The organism is Amycolatopsis coloradensis (assembly GCF_001953865.1).
Lineage (GTDB): Bacteria > Actinomycetota > Actinomycetes > Mycobacteriales > Pseudonocardiaceae > Amycolatopsis > Amycolatopsis coloradensis.
Genome location: NZ_MQUQ01000017.1, coordinates 77,584 through 95,696 on the forward strand (window position 1 = coordinate 77,584; position 18,113 = coordinate 95,696).

The following is an 18,113-nucleotide window of genomic DNA, read 5'->3' on the forward strand; positions in this document are numbered from 1 at the left end:
GGCGGTGTCGAGAAACGGCAGACGGGGGCGGTCGGGCAGCATATGGCGGCGGGGAGCGCTATCACGGACGAGGACGACCGGCCGCGTACGGCGTTCGCCACCGCGTTGCGGTCGGCCATCGCGACCAGCGGGCTGAGTCTCGACCGCATCCAGGCCCGGCTCCTGGCGCGCGGCGCGTCGGTCAGTGTCACCGCGTTGAGTTACTGGCAATCGGGTAAACGGCAGCCGGAACGGCAGAGTTCACTGTCCGCGGTCCGGGTCCTCGAGGAGGTGCTGGCGATTCCCGCCGGTTCCCTGCTCAGCCTGCTGCCACCGCCTCGGCCGCGCGGGGCGTCGTCACGCCGCGGCCGCGCCACCACCGAACAACCCCTGACCTTCCCGCTCGAAGCACTCCAGGCATTGCTGGACAAGGTCGGCGCTCCCCACGCGCTCGAACGACACCATCAGCTGAAACTGGTCGGCCTGCACGACCTGTGCGAGATCGCCGCGGACGGCGGACAGCGCGCGGTGACCGCGCGGGTGGTGTTCCAGGCGGGCGCGGACGGACAGGACCGCTGGCTGCTGGTCTACGCCCAAGGTGACCCCGAGGCGGGACCGCCGGTGCTGAACACCCTGCGGAACTGCCACGTCGGCCGCGCCGAGGTCGACGACGAGCACGGGCTCACGGTGGCCGAACTGCTCTTCGACCGGCCCATCGACCGCGGCGAGACGCACTTGATCGAGTACTCGCTGACGAACCCGGGACCGCCGTATCCGGAATGCCGGAACACGCATTACCGCGAGTTCCGGCGGCCGGTGCGGGAGTACCTGCTGGAGGTCCGGTTCGACCCGGACACCATCCCGGCGAAGTGCCGGCAATACAGCGCACAGGGGCCCTCGGCGGGGGCGAGTACCCCGGACCTGCGGCAAGGGACGTCGCCCTTGGACCGCCGTGACCTGAAGCTCGACCAGAACAACGGCGTCCACGCCGTCGCGCTCGACTTCGGTCCCGGGGTCTTCGGCATCGACTGGGAGTACTAGTGCAGCTTGTTGCGCAGCACCTTCCCGGTCGCGTTGCGCGGTAGCTCGTCGAGGAACTCCACGTCGCGCGGCACCTTGTACCGGGCGAGGTTCGCCTTGACGTACTCGCGCACGCCGTCGACGTCCAGATCCGACTTCTCGGCACGCACGACGAACGCCTTCAGCCGCTGCCCGAACTCGGGGTCGTTGACGCCGACGACCGCCGCCTCGATCACGTCCTCGCGTTCGACCAGGAGGTTCTCCACCTCGATCGGAAAGACGTTCTCGCCGCCGGAGACGATCATCTCGTCGTCGCGGCCGTCGATGAACAGCAAACCGTCCTCATCGAAGTGGCCGACGTCGCCGCTGGAGAGCAACCCGTCGATGATCTCCTTGTGCCGCCCGTCGGTGTAGCCCTGGAAGCTCAGCCCGCTGCCGACGAACACCCTGCCGGTGACATGCGGCTCGGTGATCCTGCCGCCCTTCTCGTCGTACAGCGCGACCTTGCAGCCGACCGGCGCGCGGCCGACGGTGCCCGGTGCCTTGCGCCAGTCCTCGGGCGTCGCGACCGTCGCGACCGCGACCTCGGTCGAGCCGTAGAGGTTGTGAACGACGTCGCCGAACGCGGCGGTCGCACGGTTCCCGAGGTCCGGGGACAGCGCGGAGCCGGCGACGAAGATGATCCGCAGGCACGAGGTGTCGTATTTGGCGCGGATCTCTTCGGGCAGGTCGACGATCCGCTGGAGCATCGTCGGCACGAGGACCAGCGTGGTGCAGCGGTTCTCCGCGACGCCGCGCAACGTCTCCTCCGGGACGAACTTGCGCCGCATGACGACCTTCGAGCCGAGCGCGAAGGACAGGATGAACTGTGACAACCCGGTGCCGTGGAACAGCGGCGCGCCCATGTAGGTCGCCTCGCCGGTCCGCAGCGGGATGCGGTCCAGGAACTGCGCCGACGCGAGCGCGGAGGTGTGCGGCCGCGGCGCGCCCTTCGGTGTCCCGGTGGTCCCGCTGGTCAGGAGGATGAAGCCGCCCGGTTTCGCGGGCGCGGGCCACGGGCGGTCGTCGGTGCTGGCCACCAGTTCGGTGACGATCGGGATGTCCTGCGAGCGCGCGGTGTCCGGATCGACCCACGCGAGGTAGTGGTCGACGTCGCCCTCGACCGCGTCCAGCAGGTCGGTGAATTCCTGGTCGTACACGAGCGCGGTGACGCCTTCGCGCTTCGCGACGTCCGCGAGCTGCGGTTTGGCGAACCCGGTGTTCATCAGCAGCAGCTTCGCGCCGAGTTTGCCGGAGGCGAGCATCGTCAGCACGAGACCGCGGTGGTCGCGGCACAGCGCGGCGATCACCGAACCCGGGCCGAGCCCGCGTTCGGCCCAGGCCCTGGCCAGCGCGTTCGACTGGGTGTCGAGCTGTTTGAAGGTCAGCGGCCCGAGCTCGTCGATGATGCCGGTCGCGGCCGGGTCCCGGCGGGCGGCGATCATGGTTGCGCCGGCGAACGGGCCCCACTTCCGCACCATGACCAGCGAACGCAGCCCCTCGTCGACCCGGGGGATCGGGAGCAGGCCCGCTTGGCGCATCACGTCGATGCTGCGCACGGTCTCGGTCACCTTGTCCGCCACCAGGGTGGCGAGGCCGGTGGGGTTTCTCATCCGGGCACCTCCGTTGCTGCTGCGGCGAGACCCCATGCCGCCGTCGTTCGCGTACCGGCGGTATGGGGTTGCTACTCGACAGTAGCCGACCGATCGCGCACGCGCACTAGCCCGCCCCGCCCCACCACCACCCTTAACGGACAGCTGCGCTGGCAGCTACACCTAGGTGACAGAAATGTCGTAGGGAACTAGCACAATGGCAACGTGCAGGCGATCGCAGGTCAAGAGGAAGACGACGACTTCGCGATCGCGTTTTCCGGTGAAACGCTGCGGGGCCTCAAGTTTGCGGAGTTCGTCCACGAAGTGCGGCGCCTGGAGGCGGAACACGCGCCACGCTGGGTGTTCCCGTCGGTCGAGCGGGCGTACCCGGCGTTGATCAAGGCAGGCGTCCGGGTACGGCGGTGTCATGACCTGGCGCTGACCGAGGGGCTGCTGCTGGCCCACGAGGGCCGCCCGCAGGAGTCTCGGAGCCTGCACGGCGCACTGGCCAGGGCGAACGGGCAGGAGGCGCCCGCCGACGAGCCGCCGCCGTGGGCCGAAGACGACCAGCCGACGCTGTTCGAGACACGCGGCCCGCGGTTGCCCGCCGGGGTCACCGTCGTCGAGGCCGCTCGCCGCGTGCTGGCCGAGCAGGAGAAGCGGGTCGCGCTCGCCGAACATCCGGAGCGGCTTCGGCTGCTCTTCGCGGCGGAGTCGGCAAGCGCGCTGGCGGCCGCGGAAATGTCGGCCGACGGGCTGCCGTGGCGGGCCGACCTGCACCTCGAACTGCTCGCCGACCAGCTCGGGCCGCGCGTCCCGGCCGGGCAGCGGCCGAAACGGCTGGTCGAGCTGGCGGCGAAGATCAGCGACGCGTTCGGCGGACGTCCGGTCAACCCGGACGCTCCGGCCAGCGTGGTCCGGGCACTGGGGCGGGAGGGTATCGAGGTCACGTCGGCCAGGAAGTACCTGCTGCGCGACATCGACCATCCCGCCGTCCCGCCACTGCTGGAGTACAAGGAACTCGCGCGGCTGCATTCGGCCAACGGCTGGACCTGGCTCGACGAATGGGTGCACGACGGCCGGTTCCGCCCGCACTACATCGTCGGCGGGGTCGTTTCGGGCCGCTGGGCCAGCCGCGGCGGGGGCGCGTTGCAGATCCCGAAGGTGCTCCGGACCTGCGTCCGCGCCGATCCGGGCTGGAAACTGGTGGTCGCCGACGCCGCGCAACTGGAGCCGCGGGTGCTGACAGCGTTGTCCGGGGACCGCGAACTGGCCGAAGTCGCCGCGGCCACGGATCTGTACGCGAGCCTCGCCGAGGCGATGTTCTCCGGGGTGCGCCGCGTGCCGGTGCCCGCCTGGGACGACAGGGACGATCGCGACCGGGCGAAGATCGCGATGCTGTCGGCGATGTACGGCGGCACGTCCGGCGAGGCCGGGCCGTTGCTGTCGTTGCTGCGGAACAGGTTCCCGGACGCGGTGTCCTATGTGGAGCGTGCCGCGCAGGCAGGGGAACGCGGCGAGCGCGTCCGCTCCCGACTGGGCCGGACCTCACCCGCGCCGTCGGAGGCCTGGCGCGCGCTGACCGGCGGCTTCACCGAAGACGAAGCGGCCGAGACGAAGGCGCGTCAGGCGTCGCGCGGCTGGGGCCGGTTCACCCGGAACTTCGTCGTGCAGGCGAGCGCGGCGGATATGACCGCCGTCCTGCTGGCGACCCTGCGCGGCAAGCTCCCCTCCCCCGCCCACCTGGTGTTCTTCCAGCACGACGAGGTACTGGTGCACACCCCGGCCGAGTTCGCCGACGAGGTCTCACAGTCCATTGTGGACAGCATGGCGGAGGCGGCGCGGATGCTCTTCGGCGCCGCCTGCCCGGTCCGTTTCCCCCTGCACATCGCCGCCGTGGACACCTACGCCGACGCCAAGTGAGTTCGCCGCCCAATCACGCGTGTCGCGCCTTCAATCACGCGAGTGCGCCGCCCAATCACAAGAGTCCCGCCGCCCGTCACGGTGGGCCAACAACACGCGTGATTGAGCGGCGATCACGCGTGATTGAAGGCGCAACACACGTGATCAGAGGCGCAACACGCGTGATTGAAGGCGGAACTCGGGTCAGGTGGCGGCGTCGTCCAGGGCCTTGATGACGCGCTTCAGCGAGACGGGGTGGGCGGTACCGAGGGTCTGGGCGAAGAAGCTCACCCGCAGTTCCTCGATCATCCACCGGATCTCCCGCAGGGCGGGGGAACTCGTCCCTGGCGGCTGGGCGTCGAGCGCGGCCTGGTACTCGTTGCGAAGCCAGGCGACGTCGCCGGTGCGCTGAATGTCGCGGGTCGGCTCGGTCGGGAGTTTCTCCAGCCGCCGTTCGATCCCCCGCAGGTACCGGACGACGTGCTTCAGCCTGTCCTGCCCGGTTTCGGTGACGAAACCCTTGTGCACCAACCCGTCCAGCTGTGTCCGGATATCCGCGAGCGAATCCGCCGGGCCACGGGTGTCGGCCAGCCGCGTTTCGACGTCGTTCGCCGCGCGCAGGATCTTCTCGACATTGGTCAGCACGTCGAGCACTCCGGCGTTCAACCCGGCGCGCACCTTTTCCCGCAGGACGGCGAAACCGGCCTCGTCCCAGCTCGGGCCACCGTTGTCGGCCACGAGTTTGTCGACAGCGCAGTCGACGCAGTCTTCGAGCAGTGCCGCCACCGAGCCGTGCGGATTGCGGTTCAGCACGAGCTTCGACGAATTGCCGAGGTTGCGGGTGATGAACTTCATCGGCGACGGCAGGTTCAGCCGCAGCATCCGCCGCGTGCCGGCCCACATCGACTGTTCCTGCTGCCCCGGCGTGTCCAGCAGCCGCACCGCGACCGTGCCGCCCTCGTCGACCAGCGCCGGATACGCCTTGACGTCGTGCCCGCGCTGCTTGCTCGCGAACACCTTCGGCAGCTCGCCGAACGCGGGCGTCGTCAGGCCCTGGCGCTCGATGCTGTCGGCGGCCTTGGAGATCGTCGCGCGCACCTGGCCGCTCAAGTCCCGTTTGAGCGCCTCGATGTCCTTGCCCTCGGACACCTTCTTACCGCGGACGTCGACCACGCGGAAGGTCATCTTCAGATGCTCGGGTACCGCGGACAGCTGCCAGGCGTCGTCGGGGATGACCACCCCGCGCAGCGCTTCCAGCTCGTCCGCGACGGCGTGCGGCAGCGGCCCGTCGGCCGGGCCGACCCGCGACAACACCAGCTTGGCGTGATCGGGGGCCGGCACGAAGTTGCGCCGGATCGCCTTGGGCAGCGACTTGATCAGCTGCGTCACCAGTTCTTCGCGCAGGCCGGGGACCTGCCAGTCGAAGCCGTCGGGGGTGACCTGGTTCAGCACCGGCAGCGGGATGTGCACGGTGACGCCGTCGGCGTCCGCGCCCGGTTCGAACTGGTACGTGAGTTTGAAGGTCTGGCTGCCCTGGGTCCAGAAATCGGGATAGTCGGCCTCGCGCACGCCGCCCGCGGTCTCGTTGATGAGCATTGTCTTCTCGAAGCTCAGCAGATCGGGCTCGGTGTGCCGCGCCTTCTTCCACCAACTGTCGAAATGCCGCGCGGAGACGACGTCGGCCGGGACGCGCTGGTCGTAGAATTCGAACAGCGTCTCGTCGTCGACCAGGATGTCGCGGCGGCGGGCCCGGTTCTCCAGGTCCTCGACCTCGTCGAGCAGCGCGCGGTTCTCGCGGAAGAAGTGGTGCCGGGTCTCCCAGTCACCCTCGACCAGCGCGTGCCGGATGAACAGTTCGCGACTCATCTCCGGGTCGATGCGGCCGTAGTTGACGCGGCGGTCGGCGACCAGCGGGACGCCGTACAGCGTCACCTTCTCCAGGGCCATCACCGCGCCCTGCTTGCGTTCCCAGTGCGGCTCGGAGTAGTTCCGCTTCACCACGTGCTCGGCGAGCGGCTCGACCCATTCCGGCTCGATCCGCGCGTTGACCCGGCCCCACAGACGTGAGGTCTCGACCAATTCGGCCGACATCACGAACCGCGGCTGCTTCTTGAACAGCGCCGACCCCGGGAACACCGAGAACCGCGCCCCGCGCGCGCCGAGGTAGTCCCCCTTGGCCGGATCCTTGAGCCCCACATGCGACAGCAGCCCGGCGATCAGCGACGTGTGCACCCGTTGCGGATCGGCCGGGCCGGAGGTGTTGAGGGTGATGCCGAGCGGTTTGGCGAGCTGACGCAGCTGGCTGAAGATGTCCTGCCATTCGCGAATGCGCAGGTAGTTCAGGTACTCGTTGCGGCACAACCGGCGGAACTGGTTGGTGGACAACGCCTTCTGCTGCTCGCTGACGTACTCCCACAGGTTCAGGTAAGCCAGGAAGTCGGACGTCTTGTCGGCGAACCGCGCGTGCTGCTCGTCCGCCGCCTGCTGCTTTTCCGCCGGCCGCTCACGCGGGTCCTGAATGGACAGTGCGGCGGCAATGATCATCACTTCGCGCACACAGCCGTTGCGCGAGGCCTCCAGCACCATCCGTGCCATCCGCGGGTCGACCGGGAGCAGCGCGAGTTTGCGGCCGGTTTCGGTGAGCTTCTTGCCGTCGGTCATCTCGAAAGCGCCGAGTTCCTGGAGCAACTGGACGCCGTCGGTGATCTGACGGCGGTCCGGCGGCTCCACGAACGGGAACGCCGCGATGTCGCCGAGGCCGAGTGAGGTCATCTGCAGGATGACCGACGCGAGGTTGGTCCGCAGGATCTCCGGATCGGTGAACTCGGGCCGCGCGTCGAAGTCGTCTTCGGAGTACAGCCGGACGCAGATACCGTCCGAGGTCCGGCCGCAGCGGCCCTTGCGCTGGTTCGCCGACGCCTGCGAGACCGGCTCGATCGGCAGGCGCTGGACCTTGGTGCGGTGGCTGTAACGCGAGATCCGCGCGGTGCCGGGATCCACGACGTACTTGATGCCCGGCACGGTCAGCGAAGTCTCGGCGACGTTGGTGGCGAGCACGACGCGGCGCCCGGTGTGCCGCTGGAACACGCGATGCTGGTCCGACGACGAGAGCCGGGCGTACAGCGGCAGGATCTCGGTGTCGCGCAGGTCTTGTTTGGACAAGGCGTCCGCGGTGTCGCGGATCTCCCGCTCCCCGGACAGGAACACCAGGATGTCGCCGGGTCCCTCGTGCTGGAGTTCGTCCACGGCGTCGCAGATGGCCTGCGTCTGGTCGCGATCGGAGTCGGCGTCCGGATCATCGGGGTCGATGATCGGCCGGTAGCGGACCTCGACCGGATACGTCCGGCCCGAGACCTCCACGATCGGAGCGTCATCGAAGTGCTTGGAGAACCGCTCCGGGTCGATGGTCGCCGAAGTGATGATCACCTTGAGGTCGGGGCGGCGCGGGAGGAGTTGTTTGACGTAGCCGAGGATGAAGTCGATGTTGAGGCTGCGCTCGTGTGCCTCGTCGATGATCAGCGTGTCGTACTGCCGCAGCATCCGGTCGGTCTGGATCTCGGCGAGCAGGATGCCGTCGGTCATCAGCTTGACCAGCGTGTCCTGACCGGAATGATCGGTGAAGCGCACCTTGTAGCCGACGGCCTCGCCGAGTTCGGTGTTCAGCTCGGAGGCGATCCGGTCGGCGACCGTGCGCGCGGCCAGCCGTCTCGGCTGCGTGTGCCCGATCTGGCCCCGGACGCCGCGGCCGAGTTCGAGACAGATCTTCGGCAGCTGCGTCGTCTTCCCGGAACCGGTCTCACCGGCGACGATCACCACCTGGTGGTCGCGGATGGCGGCGGCGATCTCGTCCTTGCGCTGGCTGACGGGCAGCTCTTCGGGGTACGAGATCTTCGGGACGCCGTCGCGGCGGCGGGTGACCCGCAGTTCCGCGGCCTCGATGTCGGCCTCGATCTGCGCGGTGATCGACTCGGCGTTCCGCGCTTTCCGGGCGCCGTCGAGCCGGCGCCGGAGGCGGTGCTCGTCGCGCGACATGAGTTCGGGCAGGCGAGCGCGCAGGGCGCCGAGCGGGGAAGGTTGAGCAGTCATGACCCGCACCAGGATAGCCATGCGTGACGATCAGGGCCTCCGAATATCCCGCACGTCACCACCACCCCCCGCGTTTCGTCCTCTAGTTGCGGTAGTTGGCACCACCAACTACCGCAACTAGAGGACGAAACGCGGGGGTCAGGGGCGGGTGAGGGAGGCCGGGGTGAGGTCGGCGAGGGTGCGGTGACCGGACAGGCCCATGGTCAGGTCGAGGTCGGCGAGCAGGCTCCGCAGCACATGCCGGACGCCTTCCTCCCCCGCGTGCGCCAGGCCGTACACCCACGGCCGCCCCACCAGCACGGCCTTCGCCCCGAGCGCCAGCGCCTTGGCGATGTCGGCCCCGGTGCGGATCCCCGAGTCGAACAGCACCTCGATCCGGTCGCCGACCGCGGCCACGACCTCCGGGAGCAGGTCGAGCGAGCCGGCGGCGCCGTCGACCTGGCGACCGCCGTGGTTGGACACCACGATCCCGTCCATCCCGGCCTCGACGGCGCGGCGCGCGTCGTCGGGGTGCTGGATGCCTTTGAGGACGATCGGCCCGTCCCAGTGCTCGCGCAGGAACGGCAGCCGGTCCCACGTGCTGTCGGTGCCGGTGATCATCGAGATCCAGCGCAGGATCGCGGTGGGCGCGTCCTCTTCGGGCGTCTTCTCCAGCAGGCCGCGGAACACCGGGTCGCTCAGCGGGACCCCGAGTCCCTCGCCCTTGATGAACGGCAGATACGCGTGGTCGAGGTCGTTCGGGCGCCACGCGAGGGTCCAGGTGTCGAGCGTGACCACGAGTGTGGTGAAGCCCGCGGCCTTCGCCCGTGCCAGGATGCTCGCGCAGACATCGTTGTCGGTCGGCCAGTACAGCTGGAACCAGCGCGGCCCCTCACCACTGGCCCGCGCGACGTCCTCGATGCTCGTCGAGGACGCCGTCGACATGATGTAGGGCAGGCCGACCGACGCCGCCGCGCGGGCGGCCGCCGGTTCCGCGCCCTCGTGCACGATCGACTGGACGCCGACCGGCGCCAGCAGCACCGGCACCGGCACCGGCGTCCCCAGGACGGTCGTCGACAGGTCGCGTTCGGTGGAGCCGGTGAGCATGCGCGGCACCAGGCGCCAGCGGTCGAACGCCTCCCGGTTGGCGCGCGCGGTGGCGCCCGAACCGGCCGAGCCCGCGACGTACCAGAACGGGCCGGGCTCCAGGATCTCCTTCGCCGACTTCTCCAGCTTCGTGGCGTCGGTGGAGCACGGCGGGAAGGTCCCGCCGAGCCCCTGCAAGTAGATTTCGTTCTGGTAGCCGCCGAACCGTTCCGTCACCCAGGCCTCCTCGTCACGTCGCCCGTGCCACCTCATCGCGGCCTTCGCGGGTCGAAGTGCCCCGGACGATACCCGCCGGTAGCAACCAGGTGAGCTTCTCCGAACGGATGACCGCGACTGGACCGATCACGGCCAGCAGCAGGACGTAACCCGCGACGAACGGCGCGACCCTCGAATCCAGCCCGGCCGCGGTCGCCATCGCGGCGAGCACCAGGGAGAACTCGCCGCGCGTGAGCACGGTCAGCCCGATGTTCACCCCGGCCTGCCGGTCGAACCCGTGCAGCCGCGCGGCCAACGCTCCCGCGCCGAGGTTCGCCACGATCGTCAGCGCCACCGCGATCAGCACCGGCACCACCACCGAACCGACCGCGTTCGGGTCGATGCTGAGGCCGAAGATGAAGAAGAACAGGGCGCCGAACGCGTCCCGCAGCGGGAGGACCAGCTTGTGGATACGCGGCGCGACCTTCGAGCCGCCGAGCATCATGCCGACCATGAACGCGCCGATGGCGTCGGACACCCCGACCTCTTCGGCGACGGCGGCACCCATCACGGCGACCCCGACGAAGCAGACGGTCAGCAGTTCGTCGTCGGCCGAGCTGAACAGTTTCGACACCACCCGGCCGCCCCAGCGGGCGAGCGCGGCCATCACGATCAGGAACGCGAAGGCCTTGCCGAAATCGGCCATGGCCGAGCCGAAACTCCCGGCACCGGACAGCACCGGTTGCAGCAACGCCAGGTACAGCGCGAGGAACAGGTCCTCGATCACGATGATGCCCATGATCAGCCGGGATTCGGGGTTGTTCATCCGGCGGGCTTCGAGCAGGAGCTTGGTGACGATCGCCGACGACGAGATCCCGATGGCGCCGGCGATGACCAGCGCTTCCCTCGTCCCCCAGCCGAGCAGGAAGCCGAAGGCGAGCCCGCCGCCGATGTTGAGGACCAGGTAGATCAGCCCGGACCAGACGAGTTTGCGCCCGCCCTTGGCGAGGTCGTCGAGGGAGAATTCGAGGCCGAGGTAGAACAGGAGGAAGACGAGACCGAGACCGGCGAGCACCCCGAGCTCGCTCGGGTCGTCCACAAGGGACAATCCGGGGGTGTTGGGGCCGAAGACGAAACCGGCCAGCATGAACAGGGGAATGGTGGGCAGCCCGATGCGGGCGCCTGCTCTAGCGATGACACCGGCGGCGAGGAACGCCCCGCCGACGGCCAGCAGGGCATGACCGGAACTCATGAGACCTCCGATGGTGGCTGATGCGGAATGGGGACCGGATCAGCGCGGAGGCGCCCGTGCGGCCGCCTGCGGCACCGCACGGTTGACGACGACGGGCTCACCCTGTTCGGGGGCGAGACCGGCGTCGGGGAGGTCGACGGTCGCCGTTTCGGCGGGCACGTCGGCGAAGGGAACGGCTTGGCCGCCATGGAAGGCGGGCAGCGGATGGGTCGCGAAGACGGCGACGGGGTCTTCCTTCGCGACGCCGCCATGACCGTGGGGGACGGTCGGCGTGACGAAGGCGAAGACGAGCAAGATCAGCAGAAAGAAGACGGAACGGTGCCGTGAGGCGGGGGCACGGTTCGTCGTCATCTGCCCGCCACTTTACCAGTCCTTTATAGACAAATCGACGAGAGATCTGTCACTGGTCACGCCACATCGGCCACATCGGCGGCCCGCCCTCGGCCGCGAAAGCCGGGCCGTGATCACGGAAACCCAAGCGCCGGTACAGTTTCCCACTCTCCGGGCTACTGGCCTCCAGGTACGCGGGCACGATGCCGTTGCGGTCGAGCCCGTGCCGCAGCAGCCTCGCGCCGATCCCCTGCCGCTGCGCGCTCCCGCGAACGCCGATGAACCGCGCGTGGTGATACTCGCCGCCCGGGGCGTGCTTCGTCATCAACTCGGACAACGCGGCGAGCCTGCCCAGTTCTTCCCCGGTGAGCCCGGAGAACGCGGCGCCGTCCACGTCCTCCCCGCCGCCGGGCGTCCAGAGGACGGCGGCGGACAGGTCGCCGGTGACGTCGACGTGGCCGCCCGCGGCCAGCGTCTCGCGCAGGAACGCGCGATGGAAGATCGGCAGTGCCACCGCGCGGCGTTCGTCGCCGGGAAAGACCCACACACTGACCGGGTCGTCGCGGAAGGCCTCGGACAGCACGTCGACCACCGTGTCCATTTCGGACGGTGCGGCGGCGCGCACGATCATCGTCCCGACCTCAGCGGTGCGGGTTCGCGTTCGTCTCCCTCGTCTTCGAGCGGGCCGCCGATCGCGGCGTACGTCTCGGGATCCCGGGTCCGCAGCACCTCCGCGCGCAGGAAACCCGCCAGTGCCGCGACGACGATCAGGCCGGGCAAGCCCCAGCGCAACAGGAAGCTCCCGGCCGGGCCGAGCAGCAGGTCGAAGTTGAGCAGGATCAGCGCGAGGACGGCCGACAACGCGAGGATCGCCAGTCCCGGCGCGATCCAGCGGCGCCAAGCGTTTTCGGCGTGGCGTCGCCATTTGAAAAAGCCGATCACCGAAAGTGAGACGGCGATCATGATCACCACGACACCGGTCGACGCCGTCGCGCCGAGCCAGACGAACAGTTCGGTGACCGGGTCGCGGCCCGCGATCGCGAACGCGGCCACCACGACCAGTGCGAGCGCGGTCTGCGTGAGTGAACCGCCCACCGGTGCCCCGGTGCGTTTGCTGGTCTTGGCCAGCGAGCGCGGCAGCAGGCCTTCCCGGCCCAGGGCGAAGAAATATCGCGCGACGGCGTTGTGGAAGCTCAGCAGCGCCGCGCACTGACCGGTCACGAAGAGCGTGTAGGCGATGTCGGAGAACGTGCCGCCGAGATGCTGGCCCGCCAGGGTGAACAACAGATCGGGCCCCTGTGCGGCCGCGGTGGTCACGATGACGTCGGGTCCGGTCCCCACGGCCAGCGCGAGCGACGAGACGACGTAGAGCACCGCCGTGAGACCGATCGCCGCGAACGTCGCCCTGCCGACCGTGCGGCTCGGTTCGCGGGTCTCCTCGCCATAGGTCGCCGCGCCCTCGAAGCCGATGAACGCGGCGGCGGAGAACGCGAACACCGCGCCGACGCCGGTGGTGAACAGGCTCGACGGTTCCAGCGGCACGAAGGAAACGCTGCCGCCGGCGGGATTCGCGAACAACGCGATGTCGACGATCGCGACGACGGCGACTTCGAGGCACAGCGCCACCCCGAGCACCTTGGCGTTGAGATCGACCCGGAGGATGCCGAGCGTGCCGACGATCAGCGCCATCACCAGCGCGCACAGCCACCACGGCGGCGGGGACCCGGTGAGCGTGCCGAGCCAGGTCGACACCGACCAGCCGAACAGGCCGTAGATGCTGATCTGGATGGCGTTGTAGGAGATCAACGTGACGAACGCGATCCCGGCGCCGGTGGATTTGCCGACACCGTTGGCGACATAGGGATAGAAGGCGCCCGCGTTGGTGATGTAGCGGCTCATCGCCGCGTACCCGACCGCGAACAGCCCCAGTATCGGGGCGAGCAGGAGGAACGACAGCGGCACACCGACGCTTCCGGTGACCGCGTAGTTCGTCGGGACCCCGCCCGCGATGGCGAACAGCGGACCCGCCGCGGCGACGACGAAGAACACGATCTGGGCGGCACCGAGCCGCCGGTGGCCGAGGACGCGCCTCGGCCTGTGCGTACCCATTGACCCGTCCCCCCGGACGTCGAATGGCGGTGAACACGGTCGGTTCGTGCTCTTGATCTTGATCTTGAGAGGCCATCCCACCTTAGGGCCGGACAAGGCGGCGAGATACGTCCGTTCAGGCTAAAAACGGACCTCGGGTCGCAGTGGTCCGCCGCCTACCGCTACTTTGGCCGTCCCGCACCACAACGCCGGAGGGCGTGCATTCATGCGTCGGCTGACCTTGGTCGATTCCCTGTTCTTCCTCGCCCACGACGAGTTCACCGGAAAACCCGCGCTGCGCCGCACGGGGCTCGGCATCGGAATGGCCGGCTCCGCGCTCTGCGATCTCCTCCTCGCCGAGCGGATCACCGTGGAACGCAAGCGAATCCGGCCGCTGTCGCGGCGTGGCCTCGCCCATCCCGCGCTGGATCGGGTGTTCTCGGAAATCCTCGGCGAAGGCAAGCGGCACACCGTCCGGGAATGGGTCGATCATCTTCGTCACGATCTCGGGGAAACAGTCGCCGACAATCTGCTGACCGCGGGAGTGATCAACCGTGAGACCGACCGGGGGCTCGTCCGGAAGAATCACCGGTACCCACCGCGCGATCTGCTGATGTCGACCGCCGCGCGCAGCAAGGCGCGGGCCGCCGTACTCGGCACCGAACGGCCGGATCCGCATTCGGTCTGCCTGGCCCTGCTGGCCTGGACCATCGGCCTCGACGATCTCTGCGAACCGGAACTCGACCGCGCCGGGCTGCGGGCGTGGGCCGGGGCCACCCACCGCGAACTGCCGAAGGCACTGGCCGAGCTGATCACGGGAGTGGACGCGGTGGGCGCCGCCGTGGTCTACACCGGTGACCGCCGCTGACCGCGGCACTTGGCGACTCTGGCCCAGGACAGCGTCCCGCACCGGCTTTCGGCGGGCTTTCGCAGCATGACGTGCGGGGAAACTGTCCACAATGGACCCGCCCGTCCCGTTCCCGGGAGGCCGACACTGCCCGACTTACGACGCGACTCACCTCACGCGAGATCGCCGCCCAAGCACGCATGATCGCCGTCCGAGCACGCATGATCGCCCCTGCGGCACCGCCTCGGCTGCCACGCGGTGACGCAAAAGCCGCAAGTAGAGGACTGGTTGCGGTGGTTCGCCCTCGAACTACCGCAAGTAGAGGACTAATCGCGGTCCCGGCCGGAGGCCAGCAGGTCGTCGGCGGTGCGGGTGTTGATCACCCGGTCCGGCTCGATCCCCAGTTCGGTGGCCCGCGCGCAACCGTAGACCAGCCAGTCCAGCTGACCCGGCGCGTGCGCGTCGCTGTCGATCGCGAAGTCGCAGCCCAGGTCCACAGCCAGGTTCAGCAGCCGCGTCGGCGGGTCCCGGCGTTCGGGGCGCGAGTTGATCTCGACGGCCACCCCGTTGTCCCGGCAGGCGGTGAACACCGCCTCGGCGTCGAATTCCGACTCCGGCCGCTTCCCGCGCGCCCCCATCACCAGCCGCCCGGTGCAGTGCCCCAGCACCCGGACCCGGGGATGTCGCACGGCCGCGAGCATCCGCGGCGTCATCTCCTTCGCGGGCATCCGCAGTTTCGAATGCACGCTCGCGACGACGAAGTCCAGCTGCTCCAGCAGGTCCTCCTCTTGGTCGAGGGTGCCGTCGAGGTGGATGTCGACCTCGATGCCGTGCAGGATCCGGAACGGCGCCATCGTCTCGTTCAGTTCCGCGACGACGTCCATCTGCCGCCGCAGCCGTTCGGGCGAAAGGCCGTTGGCGACGGTCAGCCGGGGCGAATGGTCGGTCAGGACCATCCATTCGTGGCCCAGCGCGCGGGCGGCCTCGGCCATCTCTTCGATCGGGCTCCCGCCGTCGGACCAGTCCGAATGAGTGTGGCAGTCGCCCCGCAACGCCGCCCGCATCGGGCCACCGTCGGGCAGTTTCGGCTCGCCGATCTTCTCGAAGTACGCGGGACGGCGCCCGGCGAGGACGTCTTCGACGACGGCCGCGGTCGCCTTGCCGATATTCGGCAACGCGGTCAGCGTGCCCGCCTCGGCGCGTTTGCGCAGTTCGTCCGGCTTGACCTTGGCGATCACCGAAGCCGCCTGCCGGAAAGCCCGCACCCGGTAGGTCGGCTCGCCCGCGCGCTCCAGCCGGAACGCGATCTCCCTCAACGCCTGCGCCGGTTCCATGGCTACCTGTCTACCCCGTCAGCGGCGTAAGGGCAGCTCGTGCAGAGCGACATCGCGCAACTCGCCGTCGCGGATCTCGGCGGTCTGGTACGTGCAGAACGGCTGCCGCCGCCGATCGGTCGGCGAGCCCGGGTTCAGCAGCCGTAGCCCCTTCGGCGTGACCGTGTCCCACGGGATGTGACTGTGCCCGAAGACGAGGACGTCGGCGTCCGGGAAGAGATCGTCACAGCGGCGCTCGCGTCCTTGTTTGCCGCCGGTTTCGTGAACGACCGCGAGCCGGACGCCGTCGAGGTCGGCCCGCGCGACCTCGGGGAGCCTCGCCCGCAGACCCGCGCCGTCGTTGTTGCCGTAGACCCCGATGAGCCGCTTGCTCCGGGCCTCGAGTTCGTCCAGCAGGGCGACGTCGACCCAGTCACCGGCGTGGACGACGACGTCCGCCGCCTCGACCTCACGCCAGACCTGGTCCGGCAGCGCCCTGGCACGCAGCGGCAGATGTGTGTCGGCGACAAGCAGCAGGCGCATCACTCGGCTCCGATCGCCCCGAGGACCCGGTCCAGGAAGTCCCCGATATGCGCTCGCAGCAGCCCGGCGGCGCCGTCCGCGTCGCCCTTCTTGGCCATCGCCAGCACCGCCTTGTGCTCGTTCCATTCCTTGCGCCAGCTGGGATTCGCCTCCCAGCCGACCACGCTGATCAGCGCGGCGCGGTCCTTGAGGTCGTCCAGCATCGAGACCATCAGCGGGTTGCCGCAGCCGCGGTAGAGCGCGCGGTGGAACCGGCGGTTGAGCAGGCTGAGCGCGGCCTGGTCCTTGTCCGAGATCGCCGCCGACGCCTCCTTCAGCGCCTTGGCGGCGTCTTCGATCAGGTCCGGTGAGCGGCGTTCCACCGACCGGCGCACGGCTTCGGGCTCCAGCACCATACAGACGTCATAGACCGACTTCGCCAGCTCCGCGTCCACCACACACACCGACGCGCCCTTGTACGGACTGAAGGTCACGAGCCCCGAGTTCGACAGCACCTTCAGCGCCTCGCGGACCGGCGTCTTCGACACCCCGAGCCGGGCCGCGAGTTCGGCCTCGACCAACGCCTGACCGGGTTTCAGCTCGCGGGTGAGGATGCCGCGGCGGATCTCGTCGAGCACCACTTCGGTGCGCGAAACGGGCAGGGTGAAGGTCGATGCCATCGGACAATCATATATGAGATGCCATACTCGTGGTCATGAGGAACCCTGAAGAACTCCGGAGCCATCGCTGGTCCGGCGGCAGCGAATCGCGCGGTTTCAGCCACCGGGCCCGGAGCAGGCAACTCGGCTACAACCCGGAAGATCAGCTCGGGAAATGCGTCATCTTGCGCGAACGGGCGGAACAGGTGAAGCGCGGGGTGTGACAGGCGGGCGGTTTCCCGCTGCCCGGTTCTTCGGTCTCCATCGAGAGCAGATCGCGGTAGAGCATCGGTGTCGGCTTCTGGAAGGTCTCCGACAGCGTCGCGGCGCGGCGAGCGCGGGCACTGGCGGAACGAGGTGCCCGGCAGCGGCACCGACAGGGGGAAGTACCGGGACGACAAGCGCGCCGGGCTGATCGGCGGCGAGGAACTGTCCGAATTGGAGCGTGGGCTCGGCCGCCGAAGTGCTCGGGCTGACACTGCCCGGCGCGGCGTCGATCCCCGCCGCCGACTCGGCGCACCACCGGATGGCCGCGGCGAGCGGCGTACGGGTGGTGGACATGGTGCGGGAGGACCTCACGATCACGAAGATCCTCGACGAGCGCGCGTACGCCGACGCGATCGCTCGCCGGGTCCCGGTACCGGCGAAACCCTTGGAGAGACACTAGAAACGGCGCGAGTGCACAACGACGACGTCATCCGCACCCGCGACAACCCGGCCGCCACCGAAGGAGGCGTCGCGGTGCTTCGGGGCAATCTGGCGCCGTCGGGCGCGGTGATCAAGCACATCGCCGCGGATCCCCGCCTGCTCGTCCACACCGGACCGGCGGTGGTTTTCGACGACTACCGGGAGTTGAAGACACCACTGTCGGCCAAAGAGGTCCGGGCTTCCGACGCCCGCATGAGTGGCACCAGTTCGGGCGCGTGTGTGCTGCACGTCGCGCCGGAATCCCACCCGGTCGCCTTGGACGTTCCTCCGCGACGGCTCAGCCTCGACATCGATGATGCGGAATTGCAATGCCGCCGGGCACAGTGGACACCGTCCGCCCCGCGCCACGAACGAGGTTACGGCGCGTCGTACGCCGAACACATCACGCAAGCCGACGCGGGCTGTGACTTCAGCTTTTCTCGCTGGAGTGGGTAAAAATCCCGAAATCTGACGCCCAGTGACCACCCGACGGAGTGACCCGATCACCCAACCGGG

Annotated in this window: 13 protein-coding genes and 1 pseudogene; 4 read left to right on the forward strand and 10 right to left on the reverse strand. The window is 69.1% G+C overall.

Going from position 1 to position 18,113, the window contains the following annotated elements; all coding sequences use genetic code 11:
* Positions 1-42 precede the first annotated feature (42 nt).
* A complete protein-coding gene (locus BS329_RS29650; RefSeq protein ID WP_076164711.1) occupies positions 43-1,020 on the forward strand; it encodes a hypothetical protein in 978 nt (325 codons plus the stop codon).
* On the opposite strand, the gene BS329_RS29655 is transcribed toward BS329_RS29650, so the two are convergent.
* Positions 1,017-2,651, reverse strand: a complete 1,635-nt coding sequence (locus BS329_RS29655; RefSeq protein WP_076164713.1) for an acyl-CoA synthetase — start codon at positions 2,649-2,651, stop codon at positions 1,017-1,019. The two genes, BS329_RS29650 and BS329_RS29655, sit on opposite strands and share 4 nt — an antisense overlap.
* 204 nt (positions 2,652-2,855) lie before the next feature.
* Between BS329_RS29655 and BS329_RS29660 the strand changes: the two genes are divergently transcribed.
* Positions 2,856-4,553 carry a bifunctional 3'-5' exonuclease/DNA polymerase gene (locus BS329_RS29660; RefSeq protein WP_076164715.1) on the forward strand — a complete coding sequence of 566 codons (1,698 nt, stop codon included), beginning with the start codon at positions 2,856-2,858 and terminating at the stop codon, positions 4,551-4,553.
* Positions 4,554-4,736: 183 nt separating this feature from the next.
* Here BS329_RS29660 and hrpA read toward each other — a convergent pair whose 3' ends face one another.
* The 6 genes from hrpA to BS329_RS29690 all read right to left on the reverse strand — a co-directional run bounded on the left by hrpA (position 4,737) and on the right by BS329_RS29690 (position 13,590).
* The gene (gene hrpA, locus BS329_RS29665) at positions 4,737-8,618 is read right to left on the reverse strand and encodes an ATP-dependent RNA helicase HrpA (RefSeq protein ID WP_076165010.1); all 3,882 of its coding nucleotides are present in this window, start codon (positions 8,616-8,618) and stop codon (positions 4,737-4,739) included.
* A 138-nt stretch (positions 8,619-8,756) separates the two neighbouring features.
* Positions 8,757-9,920: a lactate 2-monooxygenase gene (locus BS329_RS29670; RefSeq protein WP_076165012.1), complete on the reverse strand. Its 1,164-nt coding sequence runs from the start codon at positions 9,918-9,920 to the stop codon at positions 8,757-8,759.
* Between the two features lie 13 nt (positions 9,921-9,933).
* Complete coding sequence (locus BS329_RS29675; RefSeq protein WP_076164717.1) at positions 9,934-11,151, reverse strand: cation:proton antiporter; 1,218 nt, start codon at positions 11,149-11,151, stop codon at positions 9,934-9,936.
* A gap of 39 nt (positions 11,152-11,190) precedes the next feature.
* Positions 11,191-11,502: a hypothetical protein gene (locus BS329_RS29680; protein WP_076164719.1), complete on the reverse strand. Its 312-nt coding sequence runs from the start codon at positions 11,500-11,502 to the stop codon at positions 11,191-11,193.
* A 49-nt stretch (positions 11,503-11,551) separates the two neighbouring features.
* Positions 11,552-12,112 (reverse strand): GNAT family N-acetyltransferase, encoded by a 561-nt coding sequence (locus BS329_RS29685; RefSeq protein ID WP_076164721.1) that lies wholly within the window; start codon positions 12,110-12,112, stop codon positions 11,552-11,554.
* Entirely contained in the window at positions 12,109-13,590 is a 1,482-nt protein-coding gene (locus tag BS329_RS29690; protein WP_076164723.1) for an APC family permease, read from the reverse strand. The genes BS329_RS29685 and BS329_RS29690 overlap by 4 nt, the downstream gene beginning before the upstream one ends.
* Before the next feature lie 205 nt (positions 13,591-13,795).
* Here BS329_RS29690 and BS329_RS29695 point away from each other — a divergent pair, with 205 nt between their 5' ends.
* Positions 13,796-14,437 (forward strand): GOLPH3/VPS74 family protein, encoded by a 642-nt coding sequence (locus BS329_RS29695; RefSeq protein WP_076164725.1) that lies wholly within the window; start codon positions 13,796-13,798, stop codon positions 14,435-14,437.
* Between the two features lie 305 nt (positions 14,438-14,742).
* Here the strand turns inward: BS329_RS29695 and BS329_RS29700 are convergent, their stop codons facing one another.
* The 3 genes from BS329_RS29700 to BS329_RS29710 are packed head-to-tail and all read right to left on the reverse strand — an operon-like array spanning position 14,743 to position 16,931.
* Positions 14,743-15,750, reverse strand: a complete 1,008-nt coding sequence (locus BS329_RS29700; protein ID WP_076164727.1) for a PHP domain-containing protein — start codon at positions 15,748-15,750, stop codon at positions 14,743-14,745.
* Between the two features lie 18 nt (positions 15,751-15,768).
* A complete protein-coding gene (locus BS329_RS29705) occupies positions 15,769-16,272 on the reverse strand; it encodes a metallophosphoesterase family protein (protein ID WP_076164729.1) in 504 nt (167 codons plus the stop codon).
* On the reverse strand, positions 16,272-16,931 hold the full coding sequence (locus BS329_RS29710) for a GntR family transcriptional regulator (protein ID WP_076164731.1): 660 nt from the start codon (positions 16,929-16,931) through the stop codon (positions 16,272-16,274). Before BS329_RS29710 ends, BS329_RS29705 begins: the two co-directional genes overlap by 1 nt.
* Before the next feature lie 35 nt (positions 16,932-16,966).
* Between BS329_RS29710 and BS329_RS45570 the strand changes: the two are divergent.
* Positions 16,967-18,069, forward strand: a pseudogene (locus tag BS329_RS45570) (dihydroxy-acid dehydratase domain-containing protein).
* Positions 18,070-18,113 lie beyond the last annotated feature (44 nt).

What these genes read in the sequence shown, in the direction of transcription:
- BS329_RS29655 (WP_076164713.1), bottom strand. Translation starts at nt 2,651, where the DNA reads ATGAGAAACCCCACCGGCCTCGCCACCCTGGTGGCGGACAAGGTGACC.
- BS329_RS29695 (WP_076164725.1), top strand. Translation starts at nt 13,796, where the DNA reads ATGCGTCGGCTGACCTTGGTCGATTCCCTGTTCTTCCTCGCCCACGAC.
- BS329_RS29690 (WP_076164723.1), bottom strand. Translation starts at nt 13,590, where the DNA reads ATGGGTACGCACAGGCCGAGGCGCGTCCTCGGCCACCGGCGGCTCGGT.
- BS329_RS29705 (WP_076164729.1), bottom strand. Translation starts at nt 16,272, where the DNA reads ATGCGCCTGCTGCTTGTCGCCGACACACATCTGCCGCTGCGTGCCAGG.
- BS329_RS29700 (WP_076164727.1), bottom strand. Translation starts at nt 15,750, where the DNA reads ATGGAACCGGCGCAGGCGTTGAGGGAGATCGCGTTCCGGCTGGAGCGC.
- BS329_RS29685 (WP_076164721.1), bottom strand. Translation starts at nt 12,112, where the DNA reads ATGATCGTGCGCGCCGCCGCACCGTCCGAAATGGACACGGTGGTCGAC.
- BS329_RS29675 (WP_076164717.1), bottom strand. Translation starts at nt 11,151, where the DNA reads ATGAGTTCCGGTCATGCCCTGCTGGCCGTCGGCGGGGCGTTCCTCGCC.
- hrpA (WP_076165010.1), bottom strand. Translation starts at nt 8,618, where the DNA reads ATGACTGCTCAACCTTCCCCGCTCGGCGCCCTGCGCGCTCGCCTGCCC.
- BS329_RS29650 (WP_076164711.1), top strand. Translation starts at nt 43, where the DNA reads ATGGCGGCGGGGAGCGCTATCACGGACGAGGACGACCGGCCGCGTACG.
- BS329_RS29710 (WP_076164731.1), bottom strand. Translation starts at nt 16,931, where the DNA reads ATGGCATCGACCTTCACCCTGCCCGTTTCGCGCACCGAAGTGGTGCTC.
- BS329_RS29680 (WP_076164719.1), bottom strand. Translation starts at nt 11,502, where the DNA reads ATGACGACGAACCGTGCCCCCGCCTCACGGCACCGTTCCGTCTTCTTT.